Raw genomic sequence first — 16,093 nt, 5'->3', positions numbered from 1 at the left:
GGGCTTCCGTCAGGCGGGAACGGCCAGGGCGCCGAACGTCGCCGAGGCCGTGGCCGAATGCTTTGCCAGTGCAGCCTTCAGCGCATGGCCGTGCTCGTCGGCCAGCGCCGCCTCGCGCCAGGCGCGCAGCGTGGCGGGCGCCAGCGTTGGGCCAGCTTCACGCCAGGCAGCGATCACGGTGTCGTAGTTGCGCACGCCGCGCTCGTGGGTGTCGCTGTAGCCCTTCACCAGCTTCTGGCAGCGGGCCAGTTCCACCGCCAGCTCCGGCGAGGCCGTGGCCGCCTCGCGCAGGCCGTGCAGCCATTGCGCGATGCGGCCGTTCTCTTCCGAGTAACGGATGGTGCTGCGGCGCCACCGACGGGCAAAGGCCACGGCCGACAGCAGCAGGAAGCCGTGCACCGAGCTGGTCTGCACCACGCGGCACTTCTTCGTCATGCCCTCCACCAGCCGGCGCGGCGCGCCCGAGCCCATGAGCCAGCGGCCGATGCCGCCAGGCAGCGTCTCGCAGATCTCGCGCAGGCCGGGGTGCATGTATTCGTTGATGGCGATGACCTGGTCGGCGTTGACGCCCGTCTCCTGCTTCACGCGGGCGAAGCGGCTGGAGCGGGTCTTGAGCTGGGCGACGCGCGCCGTGTCCTCGTAGCTCATCCACAGGGCCAGGTGGCGGGCCGTCTCGCAGGCCAGCGTGCGGGCCGCGTCGTCGGGCAGGCGGCAGACCTCGGCCATGCGGTCCAGGTAGAGCGCGGCATAGGCCGTGTCCTGGTAATCGACCAGGCGGCGCAGGCCTTCGAGCATCAGCGGCTGGGCCTGGACTGGAAACTCGCCGTACAGACGCGTCAGCAGCGCCTGGATGGCCGGATCGGCCGAAGTCGCGCGCGGCGCCGTGGGCGCCACGGGCTCAGCCTGCGCCGCAGCCTCGCCGGCCTGCGCCCGCGCGTACGCCGCGCCGAAGGCCTTGAGACTGGGCTTCACCCCCACCCCGCCGCGCTCGATGGTCGCCTCGAACTGTTCCCGTCCGAACGGCAGCACGCCGGTGCCCGCCAGCGCGCCGAAGAGCACGGCGCTGATCACGCTGCCGTTCTGCGCCGCGGCCTCGGCCATGTCGAAGCGCACGAAGCGCTGCGCCGCCTGCTCGGCATGCGCCAGCAGCTGCGTGCTGTCGACCCGGCCGTCGCCCATCGCGCTCTTCTCGGCGATGGAATAGACGCGGTGCGTGGAGGCGACCAGCGTGGTGCGATCGGGCGTGACCAGCCCGCGCTGCACGGCGCGGCCGGCCTCCATCAGCTCGGAGCACAGCACCACGTCCACGTCGCCCGGCAGCGGCATCAGCGCCAGCACGGGCTGGCCGCCGTCGGCATGGGCCTGTGCCTCGGGGTACATCTCCACGTAGTAGATGGTGGCGCCCGTGCGCTGGGCCACGCCCGGCACCGAGGTGGTCTGCGCGATCCAGCCGTTGGCCTCGCCCAGGTCCACCAGCCAGTCGGCGAGCACGCCGCCGCCCTCGCCGCCCATGGCGAGGATGGCGATCTTGATGGGTTGTTGCGTCATCACGAGCTCCCGGGTTGCATCAGAAAGCCAGGCGCGCGCGGCGCTCGGCGTCGCGGCGCTGCATCCAGCCGATGACGGCGCCGCGCACGCGCTCGCGCAGCCGGTCCCAGCCGGTGGGGTTGCTCACCACCTGCGCCTTGTAGAAGGAGGGGCACAGCACCGCGGCATGCGACACCTCGCCGCACACGCCGCAGCCCACGCAGCTGTCCATCACGGCGGCGACGGGCTCCTGCCGCAGCGGATCGGGGTTGGGCTTGATCGACAGCGAGGGGCAGCCCGACAGGCGGATGCAGGAATGGTCGCCGGTGCAGGTGTCCGGGTCGACGCCGAACTTCTCGCGCACCATGCGCTTGCCGTCGGCGATGGCCTTGCGCACCAGCGGCTTCTCGCGACGCTGGCGGTTCAGCATGCACTCGGACTGGGCAATGATGACCTTGGGGCCTTTGTCCTTGGTGGTCAGCGCTTCCTTGAGCGTGTCGCGCATGCCGGCCACGTCGTAGGTGCGGCGCAGGGTCTTGACCCACTTGACGCCCACGCCGCGCACCGCCTGCTCGATCTCGTGGCCGGTGCTGCGCGTGGCGTTGACGGCCTTGGACGACAGGATGTCCTGCCCGCCCGTGGCCGAGGTGTAGTTGTTGTCGACCACCACCGTGAGGTTGTCGCTCTGGTTGAACACCGCATTGGCGATGCCGCTGGTCAGGCCGTTGTGCCAGAAGCCGCCGTCGCCCATCACCGCGATGGCGCGCTTGTCGGCCTGGGTGTTGAGTGCCGCCGCACCGGCCGCCCCCAGGCCGTAGCCCATGGTGGTGTTGCCGATGTTGAAGGGCGGCAGGATGGAGAACAGGTGGCAGCCGATGTCGGCCGACACATGGTGCTGGCCCAGCTCGCGCTGCACCAGCTTCATGGCGCTGAAGATCGGCCGCTCGGGGCAGCCGGTACAGAAGCCCGGCGGTCGCGCATGCACGCTGCGTTCCAGCGGCATGAGCTGCGCCTCGCTGATGAGCGGGATGATCTTGCGCGGCCTGGCGGGTACCACCTCGGCGGGTACGGCCTTGGGCGCGAGGCGGCCGTAGCGCTCGCAGAAGGCGCGCGTGCCGGCCATCACGGCCTGGGCCGTGTACTCGCCGGCCACGGGCAGCAGGTCCTTGCCGTGCAGCGCGGTGTTGCTGCCGGCCTGGCGCAGGATGGTGGCGATGTTCTGCTCGACGAAGTTGGGCTGGCCTTCTTCGACCACCAGCACGGCGCGCTTGCCTTCGCAGAAGCGCCGTACCTCGCTGTCGATGACCGGGTAGGCCACGTTCATCACGTACAGCGGCACCTTGGAGCGGCCATACACGTCGGCCAGGCCCAGACGCTCCAGCGCCCGCACCTGCGTGTTGTAGCAACCGCCCTGCACGATGATGCCGATGTCGTCCGCGCCCTCGGCGAAGAACTCGTTGAGGCCGCGCTCCTCGATGAAGCGCACGGCCGCGGGCCAGCGCTGCTTGATCTTCTCCTGCTCGTGCAGGAAGCTCGCGGGCGGCAGCACGATGCGGTCGACGTCGCGCCGCGGGTTCTCCAGCGCCTCCTTCAGCGTGAAGCTGGCGCGGCGGTTGTCGGAGGCCGTGAACTGGCCGTGTACGTGGCAGGCACGGATGCGCAGCTGCAGCATCACGGGCGTGTTGCTCGCCTCCGAAAGCTCGAAGCCGGTCTTCACCGCCTGCACGATGCTCGGCAGGTTGGGCCGCGGATCGAGCATCCACATCTGCGACTTCATGGCGAAGGCATGGCTGCGCTCCTGCATGATCGACGAGCCCTCGCCGTAGTCCTCGCCCACGATGATGAGCGCGCCGCCGGTGACGCCGCCCGAGGCCAGGTTGGCCAGCGCGTCCGACGCCACGTTGGTGCCCACCGTGGCCTTGAAGGTCACGGCACCGCGCAGCGGATAGTTGACCGAGGCGGCCAGCGTGGCGGCGGCCGTGGCCTCGCTGGCGCTGTTCTCGAAACGGATGCCGTGGTCGGCCAGGATGTCCTGCGCATCGGCCAGCACGTCCATCAGGTGCGAGATGGGTGCGCCCTGGTAGCCCGCGACGTACGAGACGCCGGACTCCAGCAGGGCCTTGGTGACGGCCAGAATGCCCTCACCGCGAAAGGTCTCGCCTTCGGCAAGACGCAGCTTCTTGACTTCTTCGACGAACGAACGCTCGGCCATGGGACTGCTCTCCTGGGAAACGCGTACGGCGCTTCCATTCGTGGGGTGGCAAGATCCAACTCTATTTAGACCTGAATCTATTCACAATCATGCATTACCCTAGCCAAGCAATCGGTATGCCAGCGAGAGGATCATCCCGGCCATGACTTTGCACACCCCCGAATCGCGCCTGTTCGTCGACGACTACCTGCCCGCGCTGCTGGCGCAGGCCAGCCAGCTCATCTCCGGCGAGTTCCACAAGGTGGCGCGGCAGCACGGCTTTTCGGTGTCCGAATGGCGGGTGATGGCCTCGCTGGCGGATGGCGAGGCCATCAGCATCGGCGACCTCGCGCAGGTGACGGTGACCAAGCAGCCCACGGTGACGCGCCTGCTCGACCGCATGGAGGCCAAGGGCCAGGTGGAGCGCCTGCCCCATGAGAGTGACCGCCGCATCACGCTGGTGCGCATCACGCCCCAGGGCGCCGAGGCGGTGGCGCAGCTCATGAAGCTGGCCCGCGAGCACGAACACCGCGTGCTGGAGCCCTTCGGCCTGCAGCGCGCGGAAGAGCTGAAGAAGACGCTGCGGCAGATGATCGCGCTGCACGCGGACCAGGCCGAGGACAGTGAAGAGACAGAGTGAATGCCGCTGACGTGACGCTCATCGCTGCCACTGCAGCGCGACGTGCGCGACGATGCCGGCGCCTGCCGGTGGCCTTCAGTCGAAGGCCAGCACCGCCCGGCCGCGGTGCCCGCGCTGGCCGAGCCAAGCCAGCGCCTGGGGTGCCTGCGCCAGCGCGAAGCGCTGCGTGGCCAGGCTCAGGCGGCCATCACGCAGCAGTTCGAGCAACTGCGGCGCCGCGGCCCGGCCCTGCGCCTCGCGGCGGTACATGTTGAGCGGCAGCAGCCGCACGTCCCGCTGCATCAAGAGCGGCAGCGACAGGCCCACCTGCTCGCCCGCGGTGTAGCCCACCAGCACGATGCGGCCACCCGGTGCGATGGCCGACAGCGCCTGCTCCAGCACCGGGCCGCCGACGGTGTCGACCAGCAGGTCCACCGGCTCCGTGACACCGGGCGCTTCGACGAGGTCGGCACCCCATGCGCGCGCCAGTTGCCGCGTGATGCTGCCGACGGCCCCGCTCGCGCCGGTGACGCCCACGCGCTCGCCCGGCTGCAGATCCGCCACATGGCGCAGCGCCGCCCACGCCGAGGTGCAGGGCGAGAAGAAGGCCGAACCCAGCGCCATGTCCACGCCCTCCGGCAACAGTCCGATGGACTCATCGGGCGCATCGATCAGTTCGCACCAGGTGCCGTCGCGCCGCGTGCCGAGTCCACCGCCGCGCAGCCACACGCGGGTGCCGGGCGCGAAGCGGTCCGACTGCACGACGATGCCCGCCGCCTCCACCCCGGGCGTGTAGGGCAGCGGTGGCGGCTGCAGGAAGCCGCCTTTCATCACCGTACGGTCCACATGGGCCACGGTCGCGGCGGCCGTGCGCACCAGCGTGTGGCCAGCGCGCGGCTGCGGATCGGGGACATCCTCCAACACCGGCGGCTGGCCCCAGGCATGGACGCGCCAGGCCTTCATGCCGGCAGGCCCGACAGGAAGCCGTGCACCGCAGCCGCGAAGGCCTCGGGCATCTGGTCGGGCAGCGGCACCATGCCGCCTTCGATCTCCACCAGCGTGGCCTGCGGCAGCTGGTGCATCAGCTCCTGCGCATGCGGCGCGGCGAAGGGGTCGGCCGTCGCGCGCAGGAGGCATACCGGCTGGGTGAGCCGGCCGATGCGGTCTTCCATGCGGTAGGCCGCCACGGCACGGTGGCCGGCCTCGGGGTCGGCCACGGCCAGCGCGTCGCGCACGAAGGCCTCGAGCAGGTCCGGCCGCTGGGGCGGGTAGAAGCCCTGGCGCCGCTGCCACAGCGCCATCAGGTGGCTGCCGTCGGTGCTGGGCGCCACCTCGTCGATGGGCGGCCGTTCGGCGCGCGCCTTTCGGAATGCGGCATCGGTGAAGGGCGTCGAGGACAGCACCAGCGAGGCCACGCGCGCAGGCGCCAGGGCAGCCAGCTCGATGGCGACCACGCCGCCGGTGTGATGGCCGACCACATGCACACGCGGCAACTGCAGCGCGTCGATCAGCTCCAGCGCGACGCGCGCGAAGTGCTCGATGGAGGCCAGCCCCTCGCCAGCGGCCGAGTCGCCAAAGCCGACGGTGTCCATGGCGATCGCATGCCAGTGCGCGCCCAGCCGCGGCAGCACGGCCGCGTATTCGCGCCAGCTGCGTGGCGACTGGTGCAGCAGCAGCACCGCCGGCGCGGGCGGGGCACCGCAGGCGGCGTGGTGCACTTGGCCCACCGACAGGTCGGTGAAGGTGCGGCGGACGGCGAGGCTCATGCCAGCGTCTCGTCCTGCGGGCCGCGCCACAGGTCGGCGCTGCGCAACTGGGCCAGCGTGCGGGCGAGCACGTCGGCACGGTAGGCCGCCAGGTCGCGGCCTTCATAGGCATAGAAGCCGCTGCCCGTCTTCAGGCCCAGGCGCTGCTGGCGCACCATGTCCTCGACGATGGCGGGCGCGGCATAGCGCGCCGGGTCGATGGTCTGCGACATCTCGCGGCTGGCGTGGTGCAGGATGTCGCAGCCGCCAAAGTCGATGAACTCGACCACGCCCAGTGCGGCGAAGCGCAGGCCCAGGCCGAAGCGGGTGGCCTTGTCGATCTCCTCGGCGGTGGCGGCGCCCTCCTCCACCATGCGGGCCGCCTCGTTCATCACCAGCGCCTGCAGGCGCGGCACGATGTAGCCGGGCGTGGCACCGCAGACCACGGGCAGCTTGCCGATGGCCTCCAGCAGCGCCTTGGTGCGGGCCAGCACCTCGGCGTCGGTGCCGGCATGGCAGCTGAGCTCCACCACCGGGATCACGTAGGCCGGATTGAGCCAGTGCATGTTGAGGAAGCGCTCCGGCCGCCGCACGAGCGCCGCCAACTGCGTCACCAGGATGCTGCTGGTGGTGGAGGTGAGGATGGCCTCGTCGCGGCAATGGCGGTTGAGCCAGTCGAAGGCCTCGCGCTTGGCCTCCAGGGTCTCGGGCACGCCCTCGAAGACCAGCTCGGCGGCCGCCAGCGCAGCGGGCGCTTCGTCCACGCGGACCAACTGCACGCGGGCGGCGATGGGCGCGACCTGCGCTTCGCGCAACACGCCCTGGCGGGCCAGGCCGCGCAGGGCGCCCTCGATCTCGGCCGTGGCTTCGGCCGTCAGGCGCGCCCAGGCCTCGTCGCTGCGCGGGCGCAGGTCGACGAGGGCGATGCGGTGGCCGGCATAGGCGAAGGCGATGGCGATGCCGCGGCCCATGCGGCCGGCACCGACGGCGACGAAGCGGGGGCGCGGCGCCGTGCCATCAGCGCCCACTCGGCCGGCGGACTCGCCGACTGGCGCCTCGGGCGCACCAGGCTCATTCGCCATCGTGCAGCCTTTGCGCCAGCGCCTCGCGCGACAGCGAGGACAGGCCCAGCGCCTCGAAGCTGCGTGGCCCCTGGCGCAGGTCGCGGCCCAGGAAGCCACCGACGATGGCCAGCAGGCCGTGCGCGATGGGCGCATCCACGCCCGCGTGCCGCGCGGCCGAGGCCAGGAAGGCCAGGCCGAGTTCGGTGTCCTCGGTGATGTAGCGGTGGCCGTAGAGGTCGATGTTCTCGCGCCAGTCGCCCGACTTCACCAGCTGCTTGTGGGCGTCGCCGTACATCCAGCGGTCGTTGTCGTAGTGGTCGGCCAGCGGATAGTGCGGCGCGCCCTGGCCGAAGGCCTCGCGCACGGCGATGCGTTCCTGGTCCAGGCGGTCGGTCACTTCGCGCACGGCGCGCTGCGTGCCTTCGTTGTGGATGTCCCAGCGCTCGAAGTGCTGCAGCGGCGCGGCATTCATCACCATCAGGGGCGGATGGATGATGGGCCCGGCGTTCATCAACGCGCCCGACAGCGCATCGCCGCAGCCATGCACCGCCGGATAGGCGCCGCGGATCACGGCAATCGCGTGATCGGCGTGGCGCGCCGGGTAGACGCCGGTCGGCAGGCGGATCGCGCGGATGGTGACGTTGACCTCGCGCTCGCCGTGCTTGCGCGCCAGGTAAGGCAGCGTGCCGGTCTCCGCCCAGGCCACGTCGGCACGGTTGCCGGACTCGCGCACGATGCGCGCCATCACCACGCTGCCGAAGGTGCCCGGCGGCAGGAAGACCACCTGGCCATCGACCAGATGCGGCGCCATGGCGCGGGCGATGTCGGCCTGCGCGGTGGCCGGCACCGGCACCACGATCAGTTCGGCGTCGCGCAGGGCCTGGCCGATGTCGGCCGTGGCCAGGGCGATGGGCACGTCGCGCGCCCCGGCCGCGTCCTTCAGGCGGATGCTCCCCGCCTCGACCACCGGCTGCAGCGCCTGCGCGTCGCGGCGCCACAGCCGCACTTCGTGGCCGGCCTCCGACAGATCGGCGGCCGCGGCGTAGCAGCCGTGCCCTCCACCCAATACCGCAATCCTCATGTCTGCTCCTGGAATGGCTGGCGGACGAGGGTCTGCCGAGGCCGCATAAACATTACTTTTGATTGGTTTAGTTGTCAACTTAATTGGCGCCCTCCGCTTGCTGGGGTCCGCCCGCGGCTGGGACGGTCCTGTGCGCGGCGTTCGGGGCTGCCCGGCCAGCCGTGACCGCGCCCGATCACGGGGTGACCGCACCCCGGCGAAAAATTTTTGCGAGGGGTGTTGACCATGCCGAAAAAGCCTGCCTATAATCGCGTTCTTCGCTGAGTTGATCGACAGATCGATGCAAGCGGGCTCTTAGCTCAGTTGGTAGAGCAGCGGACTCTTAATCCGTAGGTCGAGTGTTCGAGTCACTCAGGGCCCACCAAAATTCAGAATGAATCAAGCACTTAGGTCTCGCGACCTAGGTGCTTTTTTCTTGTCCGTCCCGGCCTGTGACGGATTTGCGCCATGAACGGCCGCTTCCACCAACCGCGCCGTCGACGAGCCCGCGCGACTTTCACAGATGCGCCAGGCCTATGCCGACTGGTACGCCAGCCTGCCGGCCGTTCCGCCCGATGCCGATTGCGACCTGGTCGTCACCGAGCGCGACATGCCCGGCGCGCACCTGAGATAGACCACGACGGCCAGCGCGCTGGAGGCGTACGGACGCCCAGGCCGCGCTGCCGCCGGAGAAGTTCGGCCCGCCCTACTGCTGCGCAATGCGCGCCGTGAGTTCGGCGGCGGCCGTGGTCACCAGGTTGCAGAGGTAGCTTTCCTGGAAGGCCCGGAAGCGCTCGTTGCGGCCCACCAGCGTCATGCTGCCCAGCACGCGCTGCTTCTCGTCGAAGATGGGCGCGGCCACGCCGGTGCGGCCCGCATGCAGTTCGCTCTCGCTGATGCAGTAGCCCTGCTTGCGGATGGCGAGCAGGCCCTTGGAGAACGCCTTCCATTCCAGACCCTGCGCCTGCGCCTCGGGCGTGCTGGCATGGGCATCGAAGATGCGGCGGATCTGCCGCGGCAGCAGGTAGGCCAGCACCACGCGCGAGGTCGCGCTGTGGAACAGGTCGATGGGCCGTCCCCGGCCACCGCCCGCCGGGCCCGGGTCGGGGCCGCGCCGGATCAGCACGTTGACCACCGCATCGCCGTACCACTCGCTGATCATGGCGTCCAGGCCGGTCTCGGCCACCAGCTTCTCGACCAGGTCGCGGCTGCGCACCAGCACCGGGTCGTAGTCGGTCATCTGGTGCTCCAGCGCGATGATGCGCGGGCCCAGCGCATAGCCGCGCGGCAGCCGCACCAGCAGACCTGCGTCGCCCAGTTCGCGCAGGTAGCGGTAGGCGCTGGCCGGGGTGTAGCCAAGCTGCTGGCAGATGATCTCGACATCGATGACCGGCTGGTCGGGCCGGAAGAGGTCGAGGACATCGAGCATGCGTCGGAGGCTGTTCATCGTCGGGGAGGCGCGGTCGGGATGGGGGATGGGCAGAGGCCGCAGCGGCGCGGCAACATTGCATTCTCCAGTAAGCCCCGCGTCGCCGGGGCCGAGCCCGGCGCCCCCTCAGCCCTGCGCGCCGAACTTGCCCTCGAAGGCCGACTCGGCCAGCGGGCGGCGGTCGCTCGGCACTTCGCGGGCGCGGACGCCTTCGGGCAGCACGGCCGGATCGCCCTTCCGGCCCACGGCCACGACGGTGTCGATGGCGTACATCTCGGGCAGGCCAATGGCCGTGCGCAGCTTGCCAGCGTCGAAGCCGGCCATGGCATGGGCCGACCAGCCCGACAGTTGCGCCTGGAAGGCCAGGCTGGCCCAGGCGGCGCCAGCGTCGAAGGCATGCGAGGCGTTGGGCACCGGCTCGGTCTTGCCCGGGAACACGGCTTCGCGGGCCGAGGCGATCACCACCAGCGCGGCGGCGCGCTTCGTCCACATCTGGTTGAACTCGACCAGGCTGTCGAAGATGGGCTGCCAGGCGGCCGTGTCGCGGCGGGCGTAGATGAAGCGCCAGGGCTGCGCGTTGTAGGCCGAGGGCGCCCAGCGCGCGGCTTCGAGCAGGCTCATGAGGGCCGGCTCGGCGATGGCCTCCTCGGTGAAGGCGCGCGGCGACCAGCGCTCGGTGAACAGGGGATCGATGGGATGGGCGGGTTGGCGGTGCTTGCTCATTCGAAAGTTGAAGGTGCGAAAGAAAGGGGTGGGGTGGCGGATGCGCCTCTCAGAGGAGGCCCGCCTTGTCGATGCCGGTGTCGGCGGCTCGGCGCTGACGTACCCGGGCATACAGCTCGCCGGCGATCCGTTCGCCGGCCACCAGGCGCTGTGAACGCGACAGGAAGAAGTTGTTCAAGGTCGGCATGGGCACGTCAAATCTGCGTGATCAGCTTGGTGCTCAGGAAGGCGTCGAAGGACTCGGTACCCCCCTCGCTGCCGAAGCCGCTGTCCTTGATGCCGCCGAAGGGCAGCTCCGGATGGGCCATGCCCGAATGGTTGATGTTGACCATGCCGGCCTCCAGGCCGTCGCCCACGCGGGTGGCGGTCTGCAGCGAACGGGTGAACACATAGCTGGCCAAGCCGAAGGGCAAGGCATTGGCCTGCTGCAGCGCCTCTTCCACGGTGTCGAAGCGCACCATCGCGGCGATGGGGCCGAAGGGCTCCTCGTGCATCACGCGCGCGCCGGCCGGCACGCGCACCAACAGCGTGGGCGCGTGGAAGTGGCCCTGCGTGCCCAGGCGGCCGCCCCCCGTCAGCAACTCGGCGCCGGCCCCGCGGGCGTCTTCGACCAGCGCCTGCACCGCCTGGAAGCGCCGTTCGTGGATCAACGGCCCCATCTGCACGCCGGCCTCCAGCCCGTGCCCCACCTTCACCGCGGCCAGCGCCTCGGCAAAGGCGGCGGCGAAGCGGTCGTAGATGCCCGACTGCACGTAGAAGCGGCTCGGCGAGACGCAGACCTGGCCGGCGTTGCGCGTCTTCAGGCGCGCCAGCAGCGCCACGGCGGCGTCCACGTCGGCATCGTCGAAGACCAGCACCGGCGCATGGCCGCCCAGCTCCATGGTCATGCGCTTCATGTGCTGCCCGGCCAGCGCCGCCAGTTGCCGGCCCACCGGCACCGAGCCGGTGAAGGAGACGACACGCACCCGCGGCGATTCGATCAGCCGGCGCGAGATGTCCGCCGGTGCGCCCCACAGCAGGTTGAAGACGCCCGCCGGCAGCCCGGCATCGTGGAAGAGCTGCGCCATGGCCACCAGGGCGCTGGGCGATTCCTCCGGCCCCTTGAGCACGATGGGACAGCCTGCGGCGATGGCGGCCGCGGCCTTCTTCATGGCCTGGCCGAAAGGGAAGTTCCAGGGGCTGAAGGCCGCGCACACGCCGACCGGCTCGCGCACCACCAGCTGGCGCACGCCCGGCTGGCGCGCCGGCACCACGCGGCCGTAGATGCGGCGGCCTTCCTCGGCATGCCATTCCACATGCTCGGCCGCATTGAGCACCTCGGCCACCGCATCGGCCAGCGGCTTGCCGTTGTCCAGCGTCATGGCCTGGCCGATGGCCTGCGCCCGCTCGCGCGCCAGTGCTGCGACGCGCCGCAGCAGGTCGGATCGCTCGACGGGCGACACGCGGCGCCAGAGGGTGAAGGCAGCGTGGGCCGCCTGCACGGCAGCGTCGACATCCTCGGGTTCGGCCCAGGGCAGGTGGCCGAGCGCCTGCTGGGTGGCCGGGTCCTGCACGGCCTGCGTGCGGCGACCTTCGGCACCGACGAAGCGACCGGCGATGTAGAGGAAGAGTTCGGGGTACATGGCAAGGGTGGCGGGCACGGCGTCAGGCAGCGAGCGCCTCTGCCCCGACGCGGGAAAGCTGGGCCGCCGTGCCGCCCGCCTGCGCGGCATGCGTGGCAGGGGTGGCATCCGCCGGCGGCAACACCGCCTCGCAGAACGCGCCCAGTTCCATCACCGCGTCCCCGACGCGGCCGACGGCCGCGATGAAGCGGTCGGGCCGCACGAGCACCCAGTCCACGTCCTTGCCCTGGAACCACAGGTGCAGGCCGTTCTCCAGGTCCTCGACGACGGTGCCCGAGGGCTGCGCCGGCATGGGCGAACCCGCCTCATTGCCCGCGCTGCGCGAGCGCACCGCCAGGTAGTGGTCGCAACCCAGGCGCGCCAGCTGCTCGCGCAGCGAAGGCGGCGCATCGGCGAGCGCATCGCAGCGCCAGCTGATGAGCGCGAAGCGCGCGCCGACCAGGTCGTCCAGCTTCTCGGCGCCGCCGCGCCGGCGCTCCACGTTGGGCTGGATGAACATGCGGCCCACCAGCGCGTCCCGCGCCGCCACGCCGCTGTTGCGCACCACGCCCTGCACGAAGCGCGGCATAGGCTTGAACTTCATCTGCAGCACATAGTCGCGCACCGCCGGAACGCCGCGGATGGCCATGAAGAAGCGGTCGCGCGCCCAGGCCAGCAGCGGATTGCGCTGCGACAGCACGGCGCCGAAGGTGTCGGCCAGGTCGATCATGGCCTTGGCATGGGCATGGCGCTCGTCGTGGTAGCTGGTCAGCAGCGCGGGCCGCAGCCGGCCCTGGAGGATCCAGGCCAGCTTCCAGCCCAGGTTGAAGGCATCGCGCAGGCCGGCATTGAGGCCCTGGCCGATCCACGGCGGCGTGATGTGGGCGGCATCGCCGGCCAGGCAGACGCGCCCGCTGACGAAGCGGCCGGCCACACGCGAGTTGTGGGTGTAGACCCGCGCGCGGATCACGTTGAGCGCCGACGGATCGGCCACATGGCGGCCCAGCAGCTCGCGCACCTTGTCGGGCGCCAGCATCTGCTCGCCGTCCTCGCCGGGAAAGAGCATGAACTCCCAGCGGCGCAGACCGTAGGGCAGGCGCAGGCAGACGTAGGGGCGCGCGGGCTCGCAGTGCAGCGCGGTGTAGGGCGCGTCCAGCGGATCCTGGTCGCATTCGATCACCACCCACTTGGCGGGATGGGTGCGGCCCTCGTAGGGCAGTCCGAGCATCTCTCGCACCGTGCTGCGACCGCCGTCGCAGGCCACCACATAGGCGGCGCGCACCTGCCGCTCGGCTCCGGCTTCGTCGCGCAGGCTGGCGCTGACGCCGGCCTCGTCCTGCGTCAGCGCGACCAGTTCCACACCGAGCCGCAGTTGCACGTGGGGAAAGCGCGCCAGGCCGCGCCGCAGCGTCTTCTCGCCCAGCGGCTGCGAGAACAGGTTGCGGCGGAACCAGCCGAACTCGCGTGTGCTGGGCAGGATCTCGGCGAAGCACTGCTTGCGCGCCGTGTACATGCGCATGGGCACGTTCTGGATCATGTCGCGCAGCATCTCTTCGGCCAGGCCGGTGGCCTGGAAGGTGCGCAGGGCTTCGTCGTCCAGGCCCACGGCACGCGGGAAGTCCAGCACCGCGGGGCTGCGTTCGACCACCAACGTCTGCACTCCGTAGGTGCCGAGCAGGTTGGCCAGCGTCACGCCGACCGGGCCGGCACCGATGATGAGGACGGGGACTTCTTCCGCGGAAGCGCTCATGGGGACTCCGGAGACGTGGGAGGGGAACGGGGCCGGGAACTCAGGCGGCCGACAGCAGCCGGCTTTCCTGCCGCACCAGCAGGTGACGCACCTGCTTGCGGAACTCCGCGAAGGCCGGGTCGGCCATCAGCGTGGCGCGGCGACGGCTGCGCTCGTCCAGGCTGTCGAAGGACCAGTGGAAGACCAGCTGGTTGACGTCGCCGCTCTCGGGCGTCATGAGCGCCACCAGCCGGCCCAGGATGCCGGTCTGCAACTCGCGGCCGGTCTCGTTGTAGATGCGCAGGTAGTCGCGCACACCGCCGGGCACCAGGGTGTAGGTTCGCAGTTCGTGAATCATGGTCGGAGGGGGTCGATGGCGGCCGCGTCGGGCCGCTTCAGGAAGGCGGTGACGGCCTCGGCGAAGCGCGCCGGCTGGTCGTCGTGGATGTAGTGGCCCGCATCGGGAATCTCGATGGCGGCGATGCGCGGATTGAGCGCCTGCATGTGCGCGACCATGGCCGGCTGCAGGTAATCGGAGCGGCCGCCCCGCACCACCAGCGTCTCGCAGCGCAGCTGCTGCACATGCGCGGCCAGGTCCACCTTGCGGGCCGGGTCCGGGTTCAGCCGCGTGGCGACGATGCCCGCATGGTCGTAGCGCCAGGTGAAGCCGCCGCCTTCCAGGGGCTTGAGCATGTTCTGCAGCCGCTGCTGGCGTGCCTCTTCGGTCACCGTGGGTCGCAGCGCGCGCATGAAGGCGGCGGCCTCGTCCCAGCTGGCAAAGGTGGTGGGCGTGGTCGCCAGCTCCTTGCGGATGCGGGTGGCGCCATCGCTGGCCTCGAAGGCACCGGGCCCGGCGTCCTCGATGACCAGGCGGCGCAGCTGCTGTGGATGCCGGGCGGCATAGACGATGGCGTTGATGCCGCCCATGGAATGGCCCAACAGGTCGAAGCGCGCCAGGCCCAGTTGCGCCACCAGCGCCTCGACATCGGCCACGTAGGCGTCGGTGTAGTAGTCGTGCTTCGGGTCCCAGTCGGTCTCGCCGCGGCCGCGCTGGTCGAAGGCGATGACGCGCGATCCCGGCTGCAGCGCGGCAGCCACGCCGGCGAAAGTCTCGGCATAGCCGCGGATGCCGTGCAGCATCAGCACCGGCCAGGCGTCGGGCTCGCCCCATTCGGTGACATGGAAGACCAGGCCGTTCAGGGCCAGGCGATGATCGCAGCGTTGCATGGAGCCTCTCCTGCGGCGCTCAGACCAGGCCGTCCGCGCCCTTGATCTCGGAGGCCTTCAGGCCGCCCAGGCGTGCATTGAGACGGCCGCGCGTGGCGAAGGCCCAGATCAGCACCACCTCGTCGCGGTTGGGTCCGTCGCCGAACATGGCGGACACGGTGTCGTAGTGCGAGCGCACGTACAGCGCGTCCTTGTGCGCCAGCGGGATGTCGATGATGGTGCCGGGGCCGCCGCGCTTGCCGGTGGAAGGCACCCAGGACTTGCCGCCCCCCACGCCCTCGCGCACCGGGTTGGCGGCGGGGTTGGTCAGCAGCGCGTTGCCGTGCTCGTACTCGCCGTCGATGCCGACGAGGCAGGCCTTGCCGTAGCTCTCGATGCGCTGGCCGGCCGCGGCCTCGCGGATGCGGCGGCCGAATTCCTTGCCCAGCTCGGGCGAGGGACCGATCCATTCGGACAGGTCCTGCACGAAGCGGCCCGCAAAGGGGTTGCGCAGGCAGGCGGCGATGACGATCTTGCGCAGCGGCTCGCCGTCGGCGGGCGCACCGGTCTCGCCGGCCAGGGTGTCCTCGATCTGGAGGTACCACTTGCGGATGTGGAAGGCGCTGAGGTCGGGGGTGCTCATGGAAGGCGTCTTTCTGAATGCGGAGAAGGGTCGGGACCGGCGGCTCACAACGGCTGCAGGTCGAAGGCATCGCTGGGGGCGTTGTATTCGCCCAGCAGGCGCTTGGCCTCCTCGTCGTCGTGCACCACTTCGAGGAAGAACTCGAAGCGGTGCCCGTCGGGGTCGTGGAAGTACAGGCCGTAGCCCACCTTGTGGTCGGTGGTCTTGACCACCTCCACGTTCTTGCGGAGCAGCATGCCGTAGAGGCGGCGCAGGTCGTCGATGTCGCCCTCGATCTCCAGGCCGTAGTGCTGCAGGTTGATCGTGCCGCGCGTGGCGGTCTCCGGGTCGTCCACCTTGATCAGCGCGATGTCGTGGTGCTTCTGGCCGAAGGACAGGAACACCCAGCGCGCCCCGCGCGCCGTGACCTGCATGCCCAGCACATCCTCGTACCACGGGGCCGAGGCGAAGGGGTCCTTCACGAACAGCGCCAGGTGGGTACGTCGGATGCGCGGGCGGACCTCGGTGCCGGCGCCGTTGGCGGATGCGGGGGTGCGGGTGTTCATGGCCGGCCTTC

Annotated in this window: 16 protein-coding genes and 1 tRNA gene; 2 read left to right on the top strand and 15 right to left on the bottom strand. The window is 70.6% G+C overall.

Going from position 1 to position 16,093, the window contains the following annotated elements; all coding sequences use genetic code 11:
• Positions 1-9: 9 nt before the first annotated feature.
• Together L0984_RS25090 and L0984_RS25085 are read right to left on the bottom strand one after the other, a co-directional pair.
• Positions 10-1,548: an indolepyruvate oxidoreductase subunit beta family protein gene (locus tag L0984_RS25090; protein ID WP_234197063.1), complete on the bottom strand. Its 1,539-nt coding sequence runs from the start codon at positions 1,546-1,548 to the stop codon at positions 10-12.
• Between the two features lie 19 nt (positions 1,549-1,567).
• Positions 1,568-3,739, bottom strand: coding sequence for a thiamine pyrophosphate-dependent enzyme (locus L0984_RS25085; protein WP_234197062.1), 2,172 nt, complete (start codon positions 3,737-3,739; stop codon positions 1,568-1,570).
• Positions 3,740-3,881: 142 nt separating this feature from the next.
• On the opposite strand from L0984_RS25085, the gene L0984_RS25080 reads away from it, so the two are divergent.
• Complete coding sequence (locus L0984_RS25080; protein WP_234197061.1) at positions 3,882-4,358, top strand: MarR family winged helix-turn-helix transcriptional regulator; 477 nt, start codon at positions 3,882-3,884, stop codon at positions 4,356-4,358.
• Between the two features lie 75 nt (positions 4,359-4,433).
• On the opposite strand, the gene L0984_RS25075 is transcribed toward L0984_RS25080, so the two are convergent.
• From L0984_RS25075 to L0984_RS25060, 4 genes are read right to left on the bottom strand one after another with little or no spacing between them, the layout of a single operon-like run.
• Positions 4,434-5,300, bottom strand: a complete 867-nt coding sequence (locus L0984_RS25075; RefSeq protein WP_234197060.1) for a quinone oxidoreductase family protein — start codon at positions 5,298-5,300, stop codon at positions 4,434-4,436.
• Entirely contained in the window at positions 5,297-6,103 is an 807-nt protein-coding gene (locus L0984_RS25070) for an alpha/beta fold hydrolase (RefSeq protein WP_234197059.1), read from the bottom strand. Before L0984_RS25070 ends, L0984_RS25075 begins: the two co-directional genes overlap by 4 nt.
• Positions 6,100-7,164, bottom strand: a complete 1,065-nt coding sequence (locus L0984_RS25065; protein ID WP_255697617.1) for a 3-hydroxybutyryl-CoA dehydrogenase — start codon at positions 7,162-7,164, stop codon at positions 6,100-6,102. The genes L0984_RS25070 and L0984_RS25065 overlap by 4 nt, the downstream gene beginning before the upstream one ends.
• Positions 7,154-8,227: an NAD/NADP-dependent octopine/nopaline dehydrogenase family protein gene (locus L0984_RS25060; RefSeq protein WP_234197058.1), complete on the bottom strand. Its 1,074-nt coding sequence runs from the start codon at positions 8,225-8,227 to the stop codon at positions 7,154-7,156. The genes L0984_RS25065 and L0984_RS25060 overlap by 11 nt, the downstream gene beginning before the upstream one ends.
• A gap of 288 nt (positions 8,228-8,515) precedes the next feature.
• Between L0984_RS25060 and L0984_RS25055 the strand changes: the two genes are divergently transcribed.
• Positions 8,516-8,591, top strand: a tRNA-Lys gene (locus L0984_RS25055).
• A 321-nt stretch (positions 8,592-8,912) separates the two neighbouring features.
• On the opposite strand, the gene L0984_RS25050 is transcribed toward L0984_RS25055, so the two are convergent.
• The 9 genes from L0984_RS25050 to L0984_RS25010 form a co-directional block, all read right to left on the bottom strand.
• Positions 8,913-9,653, bottom strand: coding sequence for an IclR family transcriptional regulator (locus L0984_RS25050; RefSeq protein ID WP_043118971.1), 741 nt, complete (start codon positions 9,651-9,653; stop codon positions 8,913-8,915).
• 108 nt (positions 9,654-9,761) lie between these two features.
• Entirely contained in the window at positions 9,762-10,358 is a 597-nt protein-coding gene (locus L0984_RS25045) for a nitroreductase family protein (protein WP_234197057.1), read from the bottom strand.
• Between the two features lie 49 nt (positions 10,359-10,407).
• Positions 10,408-10,545: a hypothetical protein gene (locus tag L0984_RS25040; RefSeq protein ID WP_234197056.1), complete on the bottom strand. Its 138-nt coding sequence runs from the start codon at positions 10,543-10,545 to the stop codon at positions 10,408-10,410.
• A 7-nt stretch (positions 10,546-10,552) separates the two neighbouring features.
• Positions 10,553-11,980, bottom strand: a complete 1,428-nt coding sequence (locus tag L0984_RS25035) for an NAD-dependent succinate-semialdehyde dehydrogenase (RefSeq protein ID WP_234197194.1) — start codon at positions 11,978-11,980, stop codon at positions 10,553-10,555.
• A 22-nt stretch (positions 11,981-12,002) separates the two neighbouring features.
• Positions 12,003-13,709, bottom strand: coding sequence for a bifunctional 3-(3-hydroxy-phenyl)propionate/3-hydroxycinnamic acid hydroxylase (locus L0984_RS25030; RefSeq protein ID WP_234197055.1), 1,707 nt, complete (start codon positions 13,707-13,709; stop codon positions 12,003-12,005).
• A 40-nt stretch (positions 13,710-13,749) separates the two neighbouring features.
• A complete protein-coding gene (locus L0984_RS25025; RefSeq protein ID WP_234197054.1) occupies positions 13,750-14,046 on the bottom strand; it encodes an NIPSNAP family protein in 297 nt (98 codons plus the stop codon).
• Positions 14,043-14,915, bottom strand: coding sequence for an alpha/beta fold hydrolase (locus L0984_RS25020; RefSeq protein ID WP_234197053.1), 873 nt, complete (start codon positions 14,913-14,915; stop codon positions 14,043-14,045). Before L0984_RS25020 ends, L0984_RS25025 begins: the two co-directional genes overlap by 4 nt.
• 19 nt (positions 14,916-14,934) lie before the next feature.
• Positions 14,935-15,537: an amino acid synthesis family protein gene (locus L0984_RS25015; protein ID WP_234197052.1), complete on the bottom strand. Its 603-nt coding sequence runs from the start codon at positions 15,535-15,537 to the stop codon at positions 14,935-14,937.
• Between the two features lie 44 nt (positions 15,538-15,581).
• Positions 15,582-16,082: a VOC family protein gene (locus L0984_RS25010; protein WP_234197051.1), complete on the bottom strand. Its 501-nt coding sequence runs from the start codon at positions 16,080-16,082 to the stop codon at positions 15,582-15,584.
• Between the last annotated feature and the right edge of the window lie 11 nt (positions 16,083-16,093).

The sequence above is a fragment of the Pseudacidovorax sp. NFM-22 genome (genome assembly GCF_021401245.1).
GTDB lineage: Bacteria > Pseudomonadota > Gammaproteobacteria > Burkholderiales > Burkholderiaceae_C > Xenophilus.
Note: the sequence above shows the minus strand (reverse complement) of the source record. Positions and strands in the feature narration are given on the sequence as shown.

Excerpts from the sequence above, each read along its gene's own strand:
- L0984_RS25060 (WP_234197058.1), bottom strand. The coding sequence starts at position 8,227 with ATGAGGATTGCGGTATTGGGTGGAGGGCACGGCTGCTACGCCGCGGCC.
- L0984_RS25020 (WP_234197053.1), bottom strand. The coding sequence starts at position 14,915 with ATGCAACGCTGCGATCATCGCCTGGCCCTGAACGGCCTGGTCTTCCAT.
- L0984_RS25010 (WP_234197051.1), bottom strand. The coding sequence starts at position 16,082 with ATGAACACCCGCACCCCCGCATCCGCCAACGGCGCCGGCACCGAGGTC.
- L0984_RS25080 (WP_234197061.1), top strand. The coding sequence starts at position 3,882 with ATGACTTTGCACACCCCCGAATCGCGCCTGTTCGTCGACGACTACCTG.
- L0984_RS25040 (WP_234197056.1), bottom strand. The coding sequence starts at position 10,545 with ATGCCGACCTTGAACAACTTCTTCCTGTCGCGTTCACAGCGCCTGGTG.
- L0984_RS25090 (WP_234197063.1), bottom strand. The coding sequence starts at position 1,548 with ATGACGCAACAACCCATCAAGATCGCCATCCTCGCCATGGGCGGCGAG.
- L0984_RS25065 (WP_255697617.1), bottom strand. The coding sequence starts at position 7,164 with ATGGCGAATGAGCCTGGTGCGCCCGAGGCGCCAGTCGGCGAGTCCGCC.
- L0984_RS25030 (WP_234197055.1), bottom strand. The coding sequence starts at position 13,709 with ATGAGCGCTTCCGCGGAAGAAGTCCCCGTCCTCATCATCGGTGCCGGC.
- L0984_RS25070 (WP_234197059.1), bottom strand. The coding sequence starts at position 6,103 with ATGAGCCTCGCCGTCCGCCGCACCTTCACCGACCTGTCGGTGGGCCAA.
- L0984_RS25045 (WP_234197057.1), bottom strand. The coding sequence starts at position 10,358 with ATGAGCAAGCACCGCCAACCCGCCCATCCCATCGATCCCCTGTTCACC.
- L0984_RS25085 (WP_234197062.1), bottom strand. The coding sequence starts at position 3,739 with ATGGCCGAGCGTTCGTTCGTCGAAGAAGTCAAGAAGCTGCGTCTTGCC.
- L0984_RS25035 (WP_234197194.1), bottom strand. The coding sequence starts at position 11,980 with ATGTACCCCGAACTCTTCCTCTACATCGCCGGTCGCTTCGTCGGTGCC.
- L0984_RS25015 (WP_234197052.1), bottom strand. The coding sequence starts at position 15,537 with ATGAGCACCCCCGACCTCAGCGCCTTCCACATCCGCAAGTGGTACCTC.
- L0984_RS25025 (WP_234197054.1), bottom strand. The coding sequence starts at position 14,046 with ATGATTCACGAACTGCGAACCTACACCCTGGTGCCCGGCGGTGTGCGC.
- L0984_RS25050 (WP_043118971.1), bottom strand. The coding sequence starts at position 9,653 with ATGAACAGCCTCCGACGCATGCTCGATGTCCTCGACCTCTTCCGGCCC.
- L0984_RS25075 (WP_234197060.1), bottom strand. The coding sequence starts at position 5,300 with ATGAAGGCCTGGCGCGTCCATGCCTGGGGCCAGCCGCCGGTGTTGGAG.